Here is a 14,581-nt window from a genome sequence, read left to right on the forward strand (position 1 = left end):
GTGAGGATCCGTTCACCACCGCCCCACCATCCGTTAACCACCCTTACCGAAACCTTTCCCCGCAGGCCTGGAATTAAGGTCTGCGAAAGGTTTGGCGGCGACTCTCCCTATCGTGGACCAAGCAATGGAATCGCCGGAATCGTCCGGCCTCTTGCAGGAAGGAGCCGCAACATGACAAGCATCGTCGGCTTGCTCGGGGGCGGGCAGAACAATCAGCCCCCCAGGAACGACCCCCCCGCGAACAACGGGAACGGAAACGAGCCGCCCCCCGACCAGAAGCCCGTGGACCAGTCCGGCGGAAGCCAGGGCGCCAGCAACGACGGCAATACCGGCGGTTCGGGATCGAACGGCGGCCAAGCCGGCGGTAGCGGACAGGGATCGGGCGGAACGAACGGCACCCCGCCGCCCGCGACCAAGACCACGGCGCAGCCGAAGGGGGCGACCCCCTATGTCGCCTTGCCGGCCGTCAGCCCGGAGAAAGTGGCCGAGGCCGCGCAGGCCGTCCGCGAGGAGGCGGCCGCCATCGCCGCGGAGGCCGAAGCGGCCGCGGCACAGAGCAAGGCCCGTTTGGAACGAGCCTTTGCACCAGACACGGACCAGGACCGCGCCCGCACCTTCGCGCTGGCCGCGCAGGACCGGCAGGCGAACGAGGCGCTGATCGCCGCGATCACGCCCCCCCCGGAACGTGCGCCGTCGCTGCGGGAGAGTGCGGAAACGGTGCGCAGCTTCGGCCCCCCCGCCCCCAAGGCGGAGACGCAGGCCGCTTGACGACCGCCCGACCGGACATCCGAACGGCCCCGCCCAATGGCGGGGCCGTCTTCGTTGGGTCAGGACCGCCGCCTTTGTTTCAGAACTGGTCCCAATGGGTAAGGATCAGCACGATCGGCGCGAGGAAGGCGAACCACAGGCAGAACAGCCCGGCCCAATAACCACCCTTCACCCACAGCCGCTGCATGTCGTCGAATTGGCCCGTCTCCGGGGCACGGACGCCCGCCTCCCGCGCCGCTTCGGTGCGTTCGGCCACGGCCTGCCGGGCGGATCGCACACGGCGCTGCAGGTCCGCGCGATAGTAATCGGTCATGTTCTCCGGGCGCATCGTCGTCTCCAGCGTGCTTTGACATCCGATGTGGCGCGGGGACCGCGTTCGTCCAGCCGCGCGCGAACGATTTCCCGCGCGGCCCGGATCGCGTACCACCCCGCGCAGCGGTGCCATACCGGAAAGGGCGCTCGGAGCGTTCGATCGTCAGAAGGGGATGGCGCGCTGGGGAGGATTCGAACCCCCGACCCCTTGATTCGTAGTCAAGTACTCTATCCAACTGAGCTACCAGCGCGTCGGGAAGGCAGATAGAACGGTGTGGCCCCCGGCGCAAGCGGGAACGACCGCCTCTCAGTCGTTCAGGCCACCCTTCGGGATCCGGATCGCGAAGACGGTCCCATCCGTGTCGCTGCGCTCCAGGTCCAGCGAACCGCCATGGCCGCGCACCAGCTCGGCGGCGATGGCTAGGCCCAGACCGGTTCCCCCCTTGCGCGCGTTGCCCTGAAACGCCTGGAACAGGTTCTCACGCGCGCGGGGCGGCAGGCCGGGCCCGGTGTCGGCGACGGTGATCGTCCAGCCGTCCGCGTCCTCCCTCGCCTGCATCGCGATCTCGCCCGGGCGGCCCGTCGCCTCGATCGCTTGGCGCGCGTTGCGGACCAGGTTGCTCAGCACGCGGAACATCTGCTCCGCGTCCATGCGCACGCGCATCCCCGGGGGGATGTCGGTCGTCAGCGTGATCGGCCCGTCGTCGCCGATGGCTAGGCGCGCCGCTTCGACGATGTCGGCGGCCACGTCCTCCAAGGGGGCCATCTGCAGGGCGGGCGGGGCCTCCTCCGCGCGACCGAAGGCCAACGTGCTCTCGGTCAGGTTCACCGCGCGGGTCAGCGACGCGACGAGCTTGGGACCCACGCGCTTGACGGTCGGATCCTCGACCGATCCCAAGCGGTCGCCCAGCAGGGTGGCGGTGGTCAGGATGTTGCGCAGGTCGTGGCTGATCTTGGCGACCGCCGTGCCCAACTGCGCCAGGCGGTCCTTCTGTCTAAGCAGCTGGCTAAGCTGCGTTTCGAGGTCGCGCAGGGTCGTTTCCGCGGTGCGCAGCTCGGTGATCTTCGAGCGCGGCTCGACGATGCGGCTGGCATCCTCGGGGGCGGCGGCGAAACGGTTCATCTGATCCACCAGCGCGCGGATCGGGCGCACCAGGAGGCGGCGCACGGCCAGGAAAAGCAGGAGCGCGGTGATGACGCTGATGACGGCGGAGAGCCAGAGGATGTTGAGGCCGTAGTCGATCATGGCGGCGCGGAGGGGCTTGGTGTCGACCGCCGCCTCGATCTGGATGCCGCCGCCGTTCGCGGGCTCGCCGATGACGCGGATCACCTCCGGGTCGGCCATGACGTAGCGGACGAGCGCGTCGCGCATCAGCGCCAGGGCGGAGGGGTCGCGCAGGTCCACCGTGCGGGCGACGGGGCCGCCGACATCGGAGGACAGCATCAGCTGGCGCAGGTCGTCGCGGCGCAGGACGACGTTCAGGACGCCAGCGTTTTCAAGGAGTTCCGCCTCCACGTCCGGGTCGATCATCCCGTCGTTCGCCAGGAGCGCCAGCGACGCGATCTGGGCGCGTTCCATCCGTTCGGTCAGGTAGTCGAGGCGGTAGCGGGCGATGGAGGGGACGAAGATCAGGACCTCCGCCAGCATGACGAACAGGATCGTCAGTACCAGGAAACGGCCGGAAAGGGAGGTCAACATGGCGGTTTATTCCGACCCCCGGATACGCGAAAATGGACGTACACCCCCCGTACACCCCCCGTACACCCCCCGTGCATACGATCGGGCGTACCGCCGGGCGTGGAGCGCCCCCCTTGCCCCGGGGGCCCGCTCCGTGTGTCGGGGCGGATTCGGGGTCCGGGACGACGGCGCGGCGGGCGGGCCCGCGGGCCCGCCGGACCCCGTCAGGGCAGCCAGCGCTGCACCGCGCGGACGACGCGCTTGACGGTGTCGTTCTCGAACAGGCGGGGCGCGTAGTACTGTCCCGCCGCGCGCTTCGAGATCTCGCCCAGCGTCGGGTACGGCGCGACCATGGCAGCCACGGCGCCGATCTTCAGCTTGTTGGCCAGAACCAGCGCCCATAGCCCGATCAACTCGCCGGCCTGCGCGCCCGCGATGGAGGCCCCCACGGGGCGGCCCTTCACGATCATCACCTTGATGAGCCCTTCGGTCTTGCCTTCGGCGATGGCGCGGTCGTTCTCGTGATACGGGAAGCGCAGGACCTCCACCGCGTCGCCATGCTTCTCCCTGGCCTGCGCCTCCGTCAGGCCGACCTGCGCCAGCTCCGGGTCGGTGTAGGTGGCCCAGGGGATGTGATCGGTCCGCGCCCTGGCGGGCAAGCCGAACAGGATCGGGCGGATGATCGTGGCCCCGTGATAGCCCGCGACGTGGGTGAACTGGAACCCGCCCGCCGCGTCGCCGATGGCATAGACGCGCCTGTTCGTGGTCCGCAGATCCGCGCCGACGGTGACCGCGCGGTCGTAGTCGATGCCGGCCGCGTCCAGGTTCAGGGACTCCACGTTGGCCTTGCGGCCCACCGCCATCAGCAGGTGGCTGCCCGTGACGGCGCCCGATGCGGTGTGGACCGTGATGCCGTCCTCGCCCTGCGACACGCGCTCGGCGCGCGCACCCGACAGGATCTCGACGCCCTCCTCCTTCAGCCGCGCCAGGACTATGGCCGCGAGCTCCGGATCGTCCTTGGCAAGCGGCGCGCCCCCCTCCACCACCGTGACGGGGATGCCCAGGCGGCGGTGCGCCTGCGCCATCTCCAGCCCAATGGGGCCGCCGCCGACCACGATCAGGTGGTCGGGCGCCTCCATCAGGTCGAAGATCGTCTCGTTGGTGTAGTAGGGCACGTCCGCGAGGCCGGGAATCGGCGGCACGAACGGGCTGGACCCGGTCGCTATGACGATCCGGCGCGCGCGGATGCGGTAGGGGCCGGCTTCCACGGTCCTGTCGTCGACGAAGCGGCCGTATTCGCGGATGACGCGGACGCCCAGGCCCTCGAACCGCTCCTGGCTGTCGACGGGGGCGATGGTGGCGATGGCCCCGTGCACGTGCCGCTTGGCCTCGGCGTAGTCGATCTTCGGGTCCACCGGCGTCACGCCGAAGGGTGCGCCGGTCGTCATGGCATGGGCGTGCTTGGCCGCCGCGATCAGGGCCTTGGACGGCACGCAGCCGAAGTTCAGGCAGTCGCCGCCCATCCTGTGCCCTTCCAGGAGGGTCACGTCCGCACCCATCTGGCTGGCGCCGTAGGCGACCGACAGGCCGCCCGATCCGGCCCCGATGACCAGCACGTCGGTCTTGATATCCTGCGGCGTGTCGGTCGGCCTGGCGGTGCGGTCCTTCGTGAAGATGTCCTTCGTGGTGTCGATGGCGTTCATTGAGCCGTCCCCCGAACCTTCTTGATGACGATGGGCAGCAGGGCCAGCGCGGCCAGGCCCAGGATGGGGCCGATGATCTGCGGCTCGAAGATGATGCCGAAGTCGGGCGTCTCGCCCCGGGCGAAGACCTCGCCCAGACCGGCGCCGACCCAGGTGTAGACGGCCGTTCCGGGCAGGATGCCCAAGAAGGTCGTAACGACGTATTTCAACAGGCCCACGCCCACGAAGGCGGGGATCAGGTTCGCCACGAAGAACGGCACCGCCGGCACGAGGCGCATGACGAAGAGGTAGCTGGTCTCGTCCGCGCGGATGCCGTCCTTGATCTTCTTCACCGCGCCCCCGCGGCCGTCGATCCTGGCGGCCAGGCGGTCGCCTAACCCGTGCTTGGCGGCGAGGAAGATGGCGGTCGCGCCGATCGTGGCGCCGACCGCGTTGAACAGGACGCCGGGGAACAGGCCGAACAGGAACCCGCCCGTCAGCGTCGCGATGGCGGCGCCGGGCAGCGAGAAGGCGACGATCAGGACATAGAGCCCGACGAAGGCCAGGGCCGTGAGGGCGTAGTTCGCGTCGCGGAAGCCGATCAGAGCCTCGCGGTTGTCGGCCAGGGCCTGGAACGACAGCCAGTCGCGCAGGAACACGAAGCCCAGCACCGCAGCGGTCAGGATCGCCGCCAAGGGCAGCAGCCGCTTCGCACGGTCGAGGCTGGTGGGTTTCGTCATCGTCGTGTCAGCCATGATGGGACCTCCCATGGGGCAACTAGGGCGACGGGATGAACCGTCCGTTCACGGGCTACCTGACGCGGGGGCGGCGTCGGGGATACCCACCCTCACGCGGGCGTGTCGGGACGTGACGGTGACGGGGCGGAACGGGGGGATTGTTTCGGCCCCGGCCTGCGAGGGGCGACGGTTGTTACGGGGACGACCACCCGCCGACCCCGGGGCCTTTCCCCGTATGACGATCCGTCATACATGGGGCCATGGAGTTCGAGTGGGACGAGGCGAAGGCGCGTGCGAACTACGACAAGCATGGAGTTCGCCTCGACGTCGGTCTCGCCGTGTTCCTCGACCCCGACCGTATCGAATGGCGGGACGACCGGCATGATTATGGCGAGAGCCGGACGATCATACTGGGATTGATCGACGACCGCCTCCATTGCGTCGTCGTCACGTCGCGCGATGATGGCCGCACCATGAGGCTGATTTCAGTTTGCAAGGCCGACAAGAGGGAGATACGACGCTATGGGCAGAATCGTCCGCACGACGCTTGATCCGAACGACCCCCCCCGCATGAGCGATGCCGAGAAGGTCCGCTTCGACGCGATCCGGGACGAGGACATCGACTATTCCGACATACCGGAACTGGACGACGCGTGGTTCGCGCGTGCCACGCGCCCCGGTCGGGAGGGCCCGCGCGAGGCGGTGACGATGCGCCTGCCGCCGCGGGTGGTCGCGTTCTACAAGGGCCAGTCGCCGCAGGGCTATACCAGCCGCATGGCCGACGTGCTCGAAGCCTATGCCAAGGCGCACGCACGGGACGACGGCTGACGCGCCCGGGGCCCGTTGACGCGACCGCATCCCCGGTCTATCCGCCGGGCTTCCATTCCACCGGGCCACGGAGCAGCGACGTTCCGGCCCCCGATCCGGGAGCACGGCGATGAAGCGCACGTTCCAGCCGTCCAACCTCGTCCGCAAGCGCCGCCACGGGTTCCGCGCGCGCATGGCCACGAAGGCCGGGCGCAAGATCCTGAACGCCCGCCGCGCGCGCGGCCGCAAGTCGCTGTCCGCCTGACGGGCACAGCCGACACCGTCCGCCCGACGGACACGATCGGCCCCACCGACGCCGCACCGGACATCATTGCGCCGGGGGTCCCGCCCCCGGCGTCCTTGCGCGTGCTGCGGTCCCGGCCCCAATTCCTGCGCGCGGCACGGGGGCGGCGGGCGCCTTCGGGGTCGTTCCTGCTGCAGGCGCTGGATCGGAACGACGGCGACCCGGCCATCGGCGTGGGCTTCACCTGTTCCAAGAAGGTCGGCAACGCGGTGGCCCGGAACCGGGCCAAGCGCCGCCTGCGCGAGGTCGCGCGCCTGATCCTGCCGGAGGCGGGGCGGCCGGGATGGGACTATGTCCTGGTGGGACGGCGGGACGAGACCGCCACACGCGACCGGCCCGGACTGCAGGCGGACCTGCGCGCCGCCCTGGCGCGGGTGCACCGGTGACGGGCGGCGCGGGTCCGGACGGTCCGAACCCGAGCGCCGCAGGCGCGTGCCGCTGTCGTGGAACGGCCCAACGGGGTGACGCGCCCGGCCCCGTCGCGGGCATCCTGCGGGGCGGGGTCCGGGCCTATCAATTGATCCTGTCGCCTTGGCTGGGGACCAACTGCCGGTTTCAGCCGACCTGCTCCGCCTATGCGATGGAAGCGTTGGAGCGACACGGCGCGCTGCGCGGCGCCTGGTTGGCGGCCCGACGGATCGCGCGCTGCCGTCCCTGGGGCGGATCGGGCTACGACCCGGTGCCCTAACGGGGCGGAGGCTGCAATCGGTCGACGGCCGCGTCCGTCAGGTGGGACTGGCCGATGCAAGGGACGGCGCCCCCTGCCCCGCCGCGGGCGGCATCACCCCCCGCCGCCGTGCGCCCCGGCCGCCAGGTCCGCCACGTAGCGCAGCACGTCGTCCACGGATTCGCCCCGCCCGATGCGTTCCACGATGGCTGATCCCACGACGCACCCGTCCGCGACGGCGGCGATGTCGCGCGCCGCATCCGGGGTCTTGATGCCGAACCCCACGACCACCGGCAGGTCAGTCCGGGCCTTGATGCGCGCGACCTCGGGCGCGACGTCTTCGGCGGCCGCCGCGCCGGCCCCCGTGATCCCGTTGATCGACACGTAGTAGACGAAGCCCGACGTGTTGCGCAGCACGGCGGGCAGGCGCGCGTCGTCCGTCGTGGGCGTCGCGAGGCGGATGAAGTCGATCCCCGCCGCCTGCGCGGGGAGGCACAGCTCCGCGTCCTCCTCCGGCGGCAGGTCGACGACGATCAGGCCGTCGACGCCCGCGTCCTTCGCGTCGGCGAGGAAGCGGTCCACCCCGCGCGAGAAGATCGGGTTGTAGTACCCCATCAACACGATCGGGGTCGTGTCGTCGCCTTCGCGGAACGCCCGGATGGTGTCGAGCGTGCCGGCCAGCGTCATCCCGCCCGCGAGCGCCCGCTGCCCGGCCAGCTGGATCGTCGGGCCGTCCGCCATCGGATCGGTGAAGGGGAGGCCGACCTCGATGATGTCCACGCCCGCGCCCGGAAGCCCCGCGATGACGGCGCCCGCCGTCGCGGCGTCGGGATCGCCCGCCATGACGTAGGACACGAAGGCGGGGCGGCCCTGCGCGCGGAGGCGGTCGAAGGTGGCGCTGATACGGCTCATGGTCGTGGTCCCCCGGCGATGGCCGCGCGGGGGTATCGCGCCGGGCCGCACGGCGCAACGTCATGCGTCGACGTAGATCATCCAATCGGTGCCGAACCGGTCCGTCACCTGCCCGAAGCCGGGCGCGAAGAAGGTCGGGCCGAACGGCATCGCCACGGTCCCGCCATCCGCCAGGCCGTCGCAGAGCGCCCGCCCCGCCGCCATGTCGGCCACGACGTGCATGATGGACGCGCCCTTCGGGGCCGTCTGGCCGGTGGCCACGTCGTCGCCCATCACCGCCCATCCGTCGCCGCGCAGCTCCGCGTGCATGATGCGGTCCTCGTCCGCGGGGCCGGCGCCGGGTACGGGTTCGGGGGCGTCGCCGTAGCGCATGAGGGTCAGCGCGCCGTTGAATAGGCCGTCGTAGAAGCGGAACGCGTCGGCGCAGGTTCCGTCGAAGTGCAGATAGGGGGTCATCGCGATTCTCCGCCTGGGGTTCTGGCATGATAACGGATCGCCCCTATCTGTCGGCCATGAATTACCTGCTCGCACTCCTGCTGCCGCCCCTGTCGATCTTCCTGGCGGGACGCCCGATCCTGGGAATCGTGGTGTTCTTCATCTGGATTCCCGCGCTGCTGTTCTCCGGCGGGCTGACGCATCCGATGTTCATCATCCTGGCCTGGCTGGTGATCTTCGAGGCCCGCAACCGGCAGACCCGGCTGTAGGGGCACGCCTTGCGGCCCCGACGGCGCGCGCCTATCTGGGCCGCGCTTTCGGGAAAGGGGACATCGTCATGGGCTTCCGCATGGGAATCGTCGGGCTGCCGAACGTCGGCAAGTCCACCTTGTTCAACGCCCTGACGAAGACGGCGGCCGCGCAGGCCGCGAACTTCCCGTTCTGCACCATCGAGCCGAACGTGGGCGACGTGGCGGTGCCCGACGCGCGCCTGCACACGCTGGCCGGGATGGCGAAGTCCAAGCAGACGATCCCCGCGCGCATGACGTTCGTGGACATCGCAGGGCTGGTGAAGGGCGCGTCCAAGGGCGAGGGGCTGGGCAACCAGTTCCTGGCCAACATCCGCGAGACCGACGCCATCGCCCACGTGCTGCGCTGCTTCGAGGACGGGGACGTGACGCATGTGGACGGCCGCGTGGACCCGGTCGCCGACGCGGAGGTGATCGAGACCGAACTGATGATCGCCGACATGGAGAGCATCGAGAAGCGGCTGCAGGGCCTGTCGCGCAAGGTGCGCGGCGGCGACAAGGAGGCGGTGCAGCAGGAACGCCTTTTGCGGGACGCGTTGGCCGTGCTGGAAGACGGGCGCCCCGCGCGGGCGGTGGACGTGGCGGACGAGGACCGCCGGGCCTGGGGGATGCTGCAGCTGCTGACGGCGAAGCCAATCCTGTATGTCTGCAACGTCGACGAAGGGTCGGCGGCCGAGGGCAACGCCCATTCGCGGGCGGTGGCGGACATGGCGGCGGCGCAGGGCGCGGCGCATGTCGTGATCTCCGCCGCGATCGAGGAGGAGATCGCGCAGCTGCCCGACGACGAGGCGGCCGAGTTCCTGGAGGAGATGGGCCTGGCGGAGCCGGGCCTGGACCGGCTGATTCGCGCGGGATACGACCTGCTGGCCCTGGAGACGTACTTCACCGTGGGTCCCAAGGAGGCGCGCGCCTGGACGATCCGGCGCGGCACCACGGCGCCGAAGGCCGCGGGCGTGATCCATGGCGACTTCGAGAAGGGGTTCATCCGGGCGGAGACGATATCCTACGACGACTTCGTGACGCTGGGGGGCGAGGCGCAGGCCAAGGAGGCGGGCCGGATGCGCGCGGAAGGCAAGGGATATACGGTGAAGGACGGCGACGTGCTGCACTTCCTGTTCAACACCTGAAGGCTTCCTTCACACCCATGTGTTTCCCTAGGCGGAACGGATGGGGTATCCCCGCGTAGGACCGGTACCGCGCAGATCGCCGCGCGAACGACGACATTGGATGACGACCATGGACAGACGCACATTCCTGGCCTCCTTCGCGGGGGCCTCCTTCTTCGCCTTCGACGCGGCGCGCGCGCAATCGACGCGGGGGCCGCAATTCGACCCCGTGATCGTGCGCACCCGCGAGGGGGTGGCCCCGAACGAGCTGCACGTGATCCCCGACAGCTTCATGCTGTACTGGACGATGCCGGGCGGCCAGGCGATCCGCTACCGCTGCGGGATCGGGCGTCCGGGGCTGTACGAATCGGGCCAGTTCTACGTGGGCGCGAAGAAGGAATGGCCGTCCTGGACCCCCACGCCCGAGATGATCGAGCGCGACCCCGACAGCTACGAGCAGTTCGCGGACGGGATGCCGGGCGGACCGGACAACCCCTTGGGCGCCCGCGCGCTGTACCTGTTCGAGCCGGGACGCGGCGACACGTTCCTGCGGATCCACGGCACCAACGCCCCCCGCACCATCGGGACGGCCGTGTCGAACGGCTGCGCACGTCTGATCAACTCCGAGATCATCGACCTGTATCCGCGCGTGCCGATGCGATCCCGCGTGGTGCTGTACCCCCAGGGCATCTGAACGCCGCGATCCGATATCGCCTTGCCACCCCTCCGCCCTGCCCCTAGACGGGTCGGCGGAGACGTGGCCGAGTGGTCGAAGGCGCTCCCCTGCTAAGGGAGTAGGCGGGAAACCGTCTCGAGGGTTCGAATCCCTTCGTCTCCGCCACCCCCATCCCTTTGCGATGCCGATGCCTGCCGGGAGGCGCACGATGACCACGCTCTACGACGTCGCGGGTGGGCGCGAGGGCCTGCTGGCGATGACGCGGCTGTTCTACGACCGCGCGGTCCGGGACGACCTGATCGGCGCGATGTTCTCCGCGGCGGCGGCGGAGCATGCGGAATACCTGGCCGGTTGGCTGTCGGCCTCGTTCGGGGGACCGCGGGACTATCTGGCGACGCGGGGCGACCTGTCGTTCGTGATCTGGAAGCATGCCGGGCTGGACATAACGGAAGCGCAACGCCGGCGGTGGGCCGACCTGATGATGCAGGCCGCCCGCGACACCGGCAAGCCGGACGCCTTCCTGGCCCCCTACGGGCGTTTCGTGGAGGCGATCACGGGCAGCGTGCGGCAGCATTCGCGGATGCCCCTGCCCGAGATGCGCGCGATGCTGGGCCTGCCGCCGGGCGGTGCGATCCGACCCTTGCGGGACGACGACGCCCCGGCCCCCTAGGCCGCGGCGTCCAGGCCTGACAGGACGTCGGCGACGGCGCGACCCAGCGCCAGATGCCCTTCCGCCGTCAGGTGGACGCCGTCGACGGGATCCACCGCGGCGTGGCGTCCGGCATCCAGGAAGGGCCATTGCAGACGCGCGGCCTCCGCTTCCAGGGCCGGTGCGACGGCACGGGCACGGGCACGGCCGCCCTGGAACGCCTCGGCCAGGATGCCTGTCTCCTCCAACGGGACGGGGGCGATCAGCAGCAGCCCGGGCGGACGGCCCTGCGGACCCGCATCCGACGCCCGCACGAGGTGGGCCAGACGGACGGCGCCCGCGGCGATGTCCCAGCCGCGCAGGCCGAACCGGGCCTTGCAGTCGTTCGTTCCCAGCATGATGACGACGCGGTCGATGGGCCTGTGCGTTTCCAGAAGCGCGGGCAGGACGCGCAGGCCGTTCTTGTGCGCGCCGTCGATCGGATCGTCGTGGACGGTGGTGCGGCCCGGCTGCCCTTCGACCACGACGTCGAGGCCCGTCAGCCTGGCCGCCACGTCCGGCCAGCGCGACCCCGGCGGAAGTCGGTCCAGTTGGCCAGGGCGCGACAGCGCGACCGTGCCGTGGGTGTTGCTGTCCCCGAACGCCAGGATCGTCATGCCGGTCCGTCCCCTTCCCCGTCTGCCCCCGCAGCCTAGGGGGGCGACCGGGGCTTGTCACGGTTGACGCGCGCGGACGCCCCCCCTAGCCCGTCGGACCGGAGGATCGCGATGACGAAGCCCGATGCCGACGCCGCCGCGATGCGGCTGCTGCACCACCGGACCGCGGCGCTGGCCGTGGGCGATCCGGTGGCGGAACCGCTGGTCGCCACCTCGACCTTTCGACTGGGGGACGGGGATCCGGCGCCGGACGCGATCTATGGCCGCTATGCCACGGCCAACGTCGAGGCGGCGGAGGGGCGGTTGGCCCATGTCGAGGGCGCGCCCTGCATCCTGTTCCCCGCGGGGATGGGGGCCATCGGCGCGACGATGCTGGCCTGCGCCGGGGCGGGGGACCGGGTCGTGGTGCCGTCGGACGGATACATGCACAGCCGCGTCGTCCTGCGCGACATCCTGGCCCCCCTGGGGGTGGAGGGGGTCGAGGTGCCCACCCTCGACCTGCCGGACGCGGATCTGGACGGCGTGGCGCTGGTCCTGGCGGAAACGCCGTCGAATCCCGGGCTGGACGTGATCGACGTGGCCGCCCTGGCCGAACGCTGCCGCGCGGCGGGGACGCGTTTAGCGGTGGACAACACGTTCTGCACCGGCTTCCTGCAGCGTCCGCTGGACCTGGGCGCGGACGTCGTCGTGTCCGCCGACACGAAGGCGGCGGGGGGCCATTCCGACCTGATCCTGGGACACGCCGCCACGCGGGACGCCGCGCTGGGGGACCGTCTGCGCGCCATCCGCAAGTTCATGGGCATGATCCCCGGTCCGTTCGAGGCCTGGATGCTGTCGCGTTCGCTGGAAACGCTGGAGGTGCGGCTGGACCGGATGTGCGCCAACGCGGCGGCCGTGGTGGCGTCGATGGCGGAGGCCGGTCTGCCGGTGTCGTGGCCCGGCCTGCCGTCCCATCCGCAGCATGCGCTGGCGATGAGGCAGATGCGCGATCCGGGTTACGTGTTCGGCGTCACCCTGCCCGACCGCGCGACCGCGATGCGGTTCCTCGACCGCTCGGGCATCCTGTCTGCGACGTCGTTCGGGGGCACGCATACCAGCGCGGACCGGCGCGGTCGGTGGGGCGACGCGGTGCCGGAAGGGTACCTGCGGATCTCCGCCGGGATCGAGCCGACCGGGCCGCTGCTCGATGCCGTGCGGCGCGGAATGGCCGCCCTCTGACGCGACCGCGAGGTCGCATCGCCCGGCGATACGCTCCCCGCAGGAGCGTGGTCCCGGGGACGTCCTATTCCGCGGCGGCGTTCATCGACCCGCGCTGCCCCGTCATCCATTCGTCCAGCCTGGCGACCTGCGCGTCCGTCATGCGCAGGCCCAGCTTCGTGCGGCGCCACAGGACGTCCGCGGCCTCGCGGGCCCATTCGACCTGCATCTGCCAACGGACCTCCGCCTCGGTCAGGGTGTTGCCGAAATCCTCGCCCAGGTCGGAAGCCTGCTTGGCGGTGCCCAGGACGTCGGGGGCCTGGGTGCCATAGGCCCGGACGAGGCGCAGCGCCCAGTGATCGGTCAGGAACGGATAGGCCGCCCGCAGCATGCGCACCTGGGCCGACACGCCATCGACGGGAAAGTCCCCGCCCGGCAGGGGGGCGTCGGCGGTCCAGGGCTCGCCGACCGTCAGGTGATCGCCGATCTTCTCGAGCGCGCTTTCGGCCAGGCGGCGGAAGGTCGTGATCTTGCCGCCGAACACGTTGAGCACCGGCGCGCCGCCCCCGGCGTCCACCTTCAGGACGTAGTCGCGGGTCGCCGCCGTCGCGGACTTCGCCCCGTCGTCGTAGAGCGGACGCACGCCCGAATAGGTCCACACGACGTCGTCGGCGGTCAGCTCCCGCTCGAAGTAGCCGTTGGCGAAGCGCAGCAGATAGTCGCGTTCCTCCGGCGTGCAGACGGGCTTCTCGTCGGGGTCCGTATGCTCGGCATCCGTGGTGCCGATGAGGGTGTAGTCGTATTCGTAGGGAATGGCGAAGATGATCCTCCCATCGGGTCCCTGGAAGAAGTAGCACTTGTCGTGTTCGTAGATCCGCCTGGTCACGATGTGGCTGCCGCGCACCAGGCGCACGCCCTCCTTCGCGTTGGACCGGACGACGCCGCGGATGACGTCGCCCACCCAGGGACCGGCAGCGTTCACGAGCATCCGGGCGCGGACGGTGCCGGTCCGCTCGCCCTTCAAGGTGACGACCCATTCGTCGCCATCGCGTTCCGCGCTGACGACGCGCGTGCGGACCGACACGTCGGCGCCGCGATCCGCCGCGTCTCGGGCGTTCAAAGCGACCAGGCGCGAATCCTCAACCCAGCAATCGGAATACTCGAACGCCTTGCGGAAGCGATCCTCCAACGGGGCGCCTTCGGGCGTGCCGTCCAGGGATATCGTCGACGTGCCGCGCAGCAGCTTCGAACGGCCAAGGGTATCGTAGAGCAGCAGACCCGTGCGGATCAGCCAGTCGGGGCGCGATCCCTTCAGCCACGGCATGACCGCGCCCAGGAGTTTCGAGGTCGGCGTGCCGCCCTCGAAGCGCATGTCGGGCGACAGGGGCAGCACGAAGCGCATGGGCCAGCTTATATGGGGCATGTTCCGCAGGAGCACGTCTCGTTCCATCAACGCCTCGCGCACCAGCCGGGCCTCCCAGTATTCCAGGTATCGCAGGCCGCCGTGGAACAGCTTCGTCGAGGCCGAGGACGTGGCCGACGCGAGGTCGTTCATCTCGGCCAAACCGACGGACAGGCCCCGCCCGGCCGCGTCGCGCGCGATGCCGCAGCCGTTGATCCCGCCCCCGATCACGAAGAGGTCGTAGGTGTCGCGCATGGCGGTCGCTCCCGCGTTGGTCGTCCATTG

At 70.4% G+C, this 14,581-nt stretch carries 19 protein-coding genes and 2 tRNA genes; 12 read left to right on the forward strand and 9 right to left on the reverse strand.

The window, feature by feature from the left end:
• The first annotated feature begins 171 nt into the window (after positions 1-171).
• A complete protein-coding gene (locus P0084_RS04475) occupies positions 172-768 on the forward strand; it encodes a hypothetical protein (RefSeq protein ID WP_308915613.1) in 597 nt (198 codons plus the stop codon).
• Positions 769-847: 79 nt separating this feature from the next.
• On the opposite strand, the gene P0084_RS04480 is transcribed toward P0084_RS04475, so the two are convergent.
• The 5 genes from P0084_RS04480 to P0084_RS04500 all read right to left on the reverse strand — a co-directional run bounded on the left by P0084_RS04480 (position 848) and on the right by P0084_RS04500 (position 5,195).
• Positions 848-1,096, reverse strand: coding sequence for a hypothetical protein (locus tag P0084_RS04480; RefSeq protein WP_308915614.1), 249 nt, complete (start codon positions 1,094-1,096; stop codon positions 848-850).
• A gap of 158 nt (positions 1,097-1,254) precedes the next feature.
• Positions 1,255-1,331 (reverse strand) — tRNA-Arg (locus P0084_RS04485).
• Between the two features lie 56 nt (positions 1,332-1,387).
• Positions 1,388-2,779, reverse strand: coding sequence for a sensor histidine kinase (locus tag P0084_RS04490; protein ID WP_308915615.1), 1,392 nt, complete (start codon positions 2,777-2,779; stop codon positions 1,388-1,390).
• Positions 2,780-2,982: 203 nt separating this feature from the next.
• Positions 2,983-4,461 (reverse strand): dihydrolipoyl dehydrogenase family protein, encoded by a 1,479-nt coding sequence (locus P0084_RS04495; RefSeq protein WP_308915616.1) that lies wholly within the window; start codon positions 4,459-4,461, stop codon positions 2,983-2,985.
• Positions 4,458-5,195, reverse strand: coding sequence for a TVP38/TMEM64 family protein (locus P0084_RS04500; protein ID WP_308915617.1), 738 nt, complete (start codon positions 5,193-5,195; stop codon positions 4,458-4,460). Before P0084_RS04500 ends, P0084_RS04495 begins: the two co-directional genes overlap by 4 nt.
• Positions 5,196-5,437: 242 nt before the next feature.
• Between P0084_RS04500 and P0084_RS04505 the strand changes: the two genes are divergently transcribed.
• From P0084_RS04505 to yidD, 5 genes are all read left to right on the forward strand, one after another.
• Positions 5,438-5,728, forward strand: a complete 291-nt coding sequence (locus tag P0084_RS04505) for a BrnT family toxin (RefSeq protein WP_308915618.1) — start codon at positions 5,438-5,440, stop codon at positions 5,726-5,728.
• Positions 5,729-5,747: 19 nt separating this feature from the next.
• A complete protein-coding gene (locus P0084_RS04510) occupies positions 5,748-6,005 on the forward strand; it encodes a BrnA antitoxin family protein (RefSeq protein WP_308915619.1) in 258 nt (85 codons plus the stop codon).
• 109 nt (positions 6,006-6,114) lie between these two features.
• Positions 6,115-6,249, forward strand: a complete 135-nt coding sequence (gene rpmH / locus P0084_RS04515; RefSeq protein WP_012177012.1) for a 50S ribosomal protein L34 — start codon at positions 6,115-6,117, stop codon at positions 6,247-6,249.
• A 95-nt stretch (positions 6,250-6,344) separates the two neighbouring features.
• Entirely contained in the window at positions 6,345-6,674 is a 330-nt protein-coding gene (gene rnpA / locus P0084_RS04520) for a ribonuclease P protein component (RefSeq protein ID WP_374213595.1), read from the forward strand.
• 101 nt (positions 6,675-6,775) lie between these two features.
• Positions 6,776-6,976 carry a membrane protein insertion efficiency factor YidD gene (gene yidD / locus P0084_RS04525; protein ID WP_308915821.1) on the forward strand — a complete coding sequence of 67 codons (201 nt, stop codon included), beginning with the start codon at positions 6,776-6,778 and terminating at the stop codon, positions 6,974-6,976.
• Positions 6,977-7,069: 93 nt separating this feature from the next.
• Here the strand turns inward: yidD and trpA are convergent, their stop codons facing one another.
• Both trpA and P0084_RS04535 read right to left on the reverse strand, forming a co-directional pair.
• Positions 7,070-7,867, reverse strand: coding sequence for a tryptophan synthase subunit alpha (gene trpA, locus P0084_RS04530; protein WP_308915620.1), 798 nt, complete (start codon positions 7,865-7,867; stop codon positions 7,070-7,072).
• 60 nt (positions 7,868-7,927) lie between these two features.
• Positions 7,928-8,323, reverse strand: coding sequence for a VOC family protein (locus tag P0084_RS04535; RefSeq protein ID WP_308915621.1), 396 nt, complete (start codon positions 8,321-8,323; stop codon positions 7,928-7,930).
• 56 nt (positions 8,324-8,379) lie between these two features.
• Between P0084_RS04535 and P0084_RS04540 the strand changes: the two genes are divergently transcribed.
• From P0084_RS04540 to P0084_RS04560, 5 genes are all read left to right on the forward strand, one after another.
• On the forward strand, positions 8,380-8,571 hold the full coding sequence (locus P0084_RS04540; protein ID WP_308915822.1) for a hypothetical protein: 192 nt from the start codon (positions 8,380-8,382) through the stop codon (positions 8,569-8,571).
• 68 nt (positions 8,572-8,639) lie between these two features.
• Positions 8,640-9,737, forward strand: a complete 1,098-nt coding sequence (gene ychF, locus P0084_RS04545) for a redox-regulated ATPase YchF (RefSeq protein ID WP_308915622.1) — start codon at positions 8,640-8,642, stop codon at positions 9,735-9,737.
• A 109-nt stretch (positions 9,738-9,846) separates the two neighbouring features.
• Entirely contained in the window at positions 9,847-10,410 is a 564-nt protein-coding gene (locus tag P0084_RS04550) for a L,D-transpeptidase (protein ID WP_308915623.1), read from the forward strand.
• Between the two features lie 57 nt (positions 10,411-10,467).
• Positions 10,468-10,557: transfer RNA gene (locus P0084_RS04555), tRNA-Ser, on the forward strand.
• A gap of 43 nt (positions 10,558-10,600) precedes the next feature.
• Positions 10,601-11,062 (forward strand): globin domain-containing protein, encoded by a 462-nt coding sequence (locus P0084_RS04560; protein WP_308915624.1) that lies wholly within the window; start codon positions 10,601-10,603, stop codon positions 11,060-11,062.
• Here P0084_RS04560 and P0084_RS04565 read toward each other — a convergent pair.
• The gene (locus P0084_RS04565; RefSeq protein WP_308915625.1) at positions 11,059-11,697 is read right to left on the reverse strand and encodes a GDSL-type esterase/lipase family protein; all 639 of its coding nucleotides are present in this window, start codon (positions 11,695-11,697) and stop codon (positions 11,059-11,061) included. The two genes, P0084_RS04560 and P0084_RS04565, sit on opposite strands and share 4 nt — an antisense overlap.
• A gap of 111 nt (positions 11,698-11,808) precedes the next feature.
• On the opposite strand from P0084_RS04565, the gene P0084_RS04570 reads away from it, so the two are divergent.
• Complete coding sequence (locus P0084_RS04570; RefSeq protein WP_308915626.1) at positions 11,809-12,915, forward strand: PLP-dependent transferase; 1,107 nt, start codon at positions 11,809-11,811, stop codon at positions 12,913-12,915.
• Between the two features lie 64 nt (positions 12,916-12,979).
• Here P0084_RS04570 and glpD read toward each other — a convergent pair whose 3' ends face one another.
• Positions 12,980-14,551, reverse strand: a complete 1,572-nt coding sequence (glpD, locus tag P0084_RS04575; RefSeq protein WP_308915627.1) for a glycerol-3-phosphate dehydrogenase — start codon at positions 14,549-14,551, stop codon at positions 12,980-12,982.
• Between the last annotated feature and the right edge of the window lie 30 nt (positions 14,552-14,581).

Source organism: Jannaschia maritima, assembly GCF_030973515.1.
In the GTDB taxonomy this organism is placed as follows: domain Bacteria; phylum Pseudomonadota; class Alphaproteobacteria; order Rhodobacterales; family Rhodobacteraceae; genus Jannaschia; species Jannaschia maritima.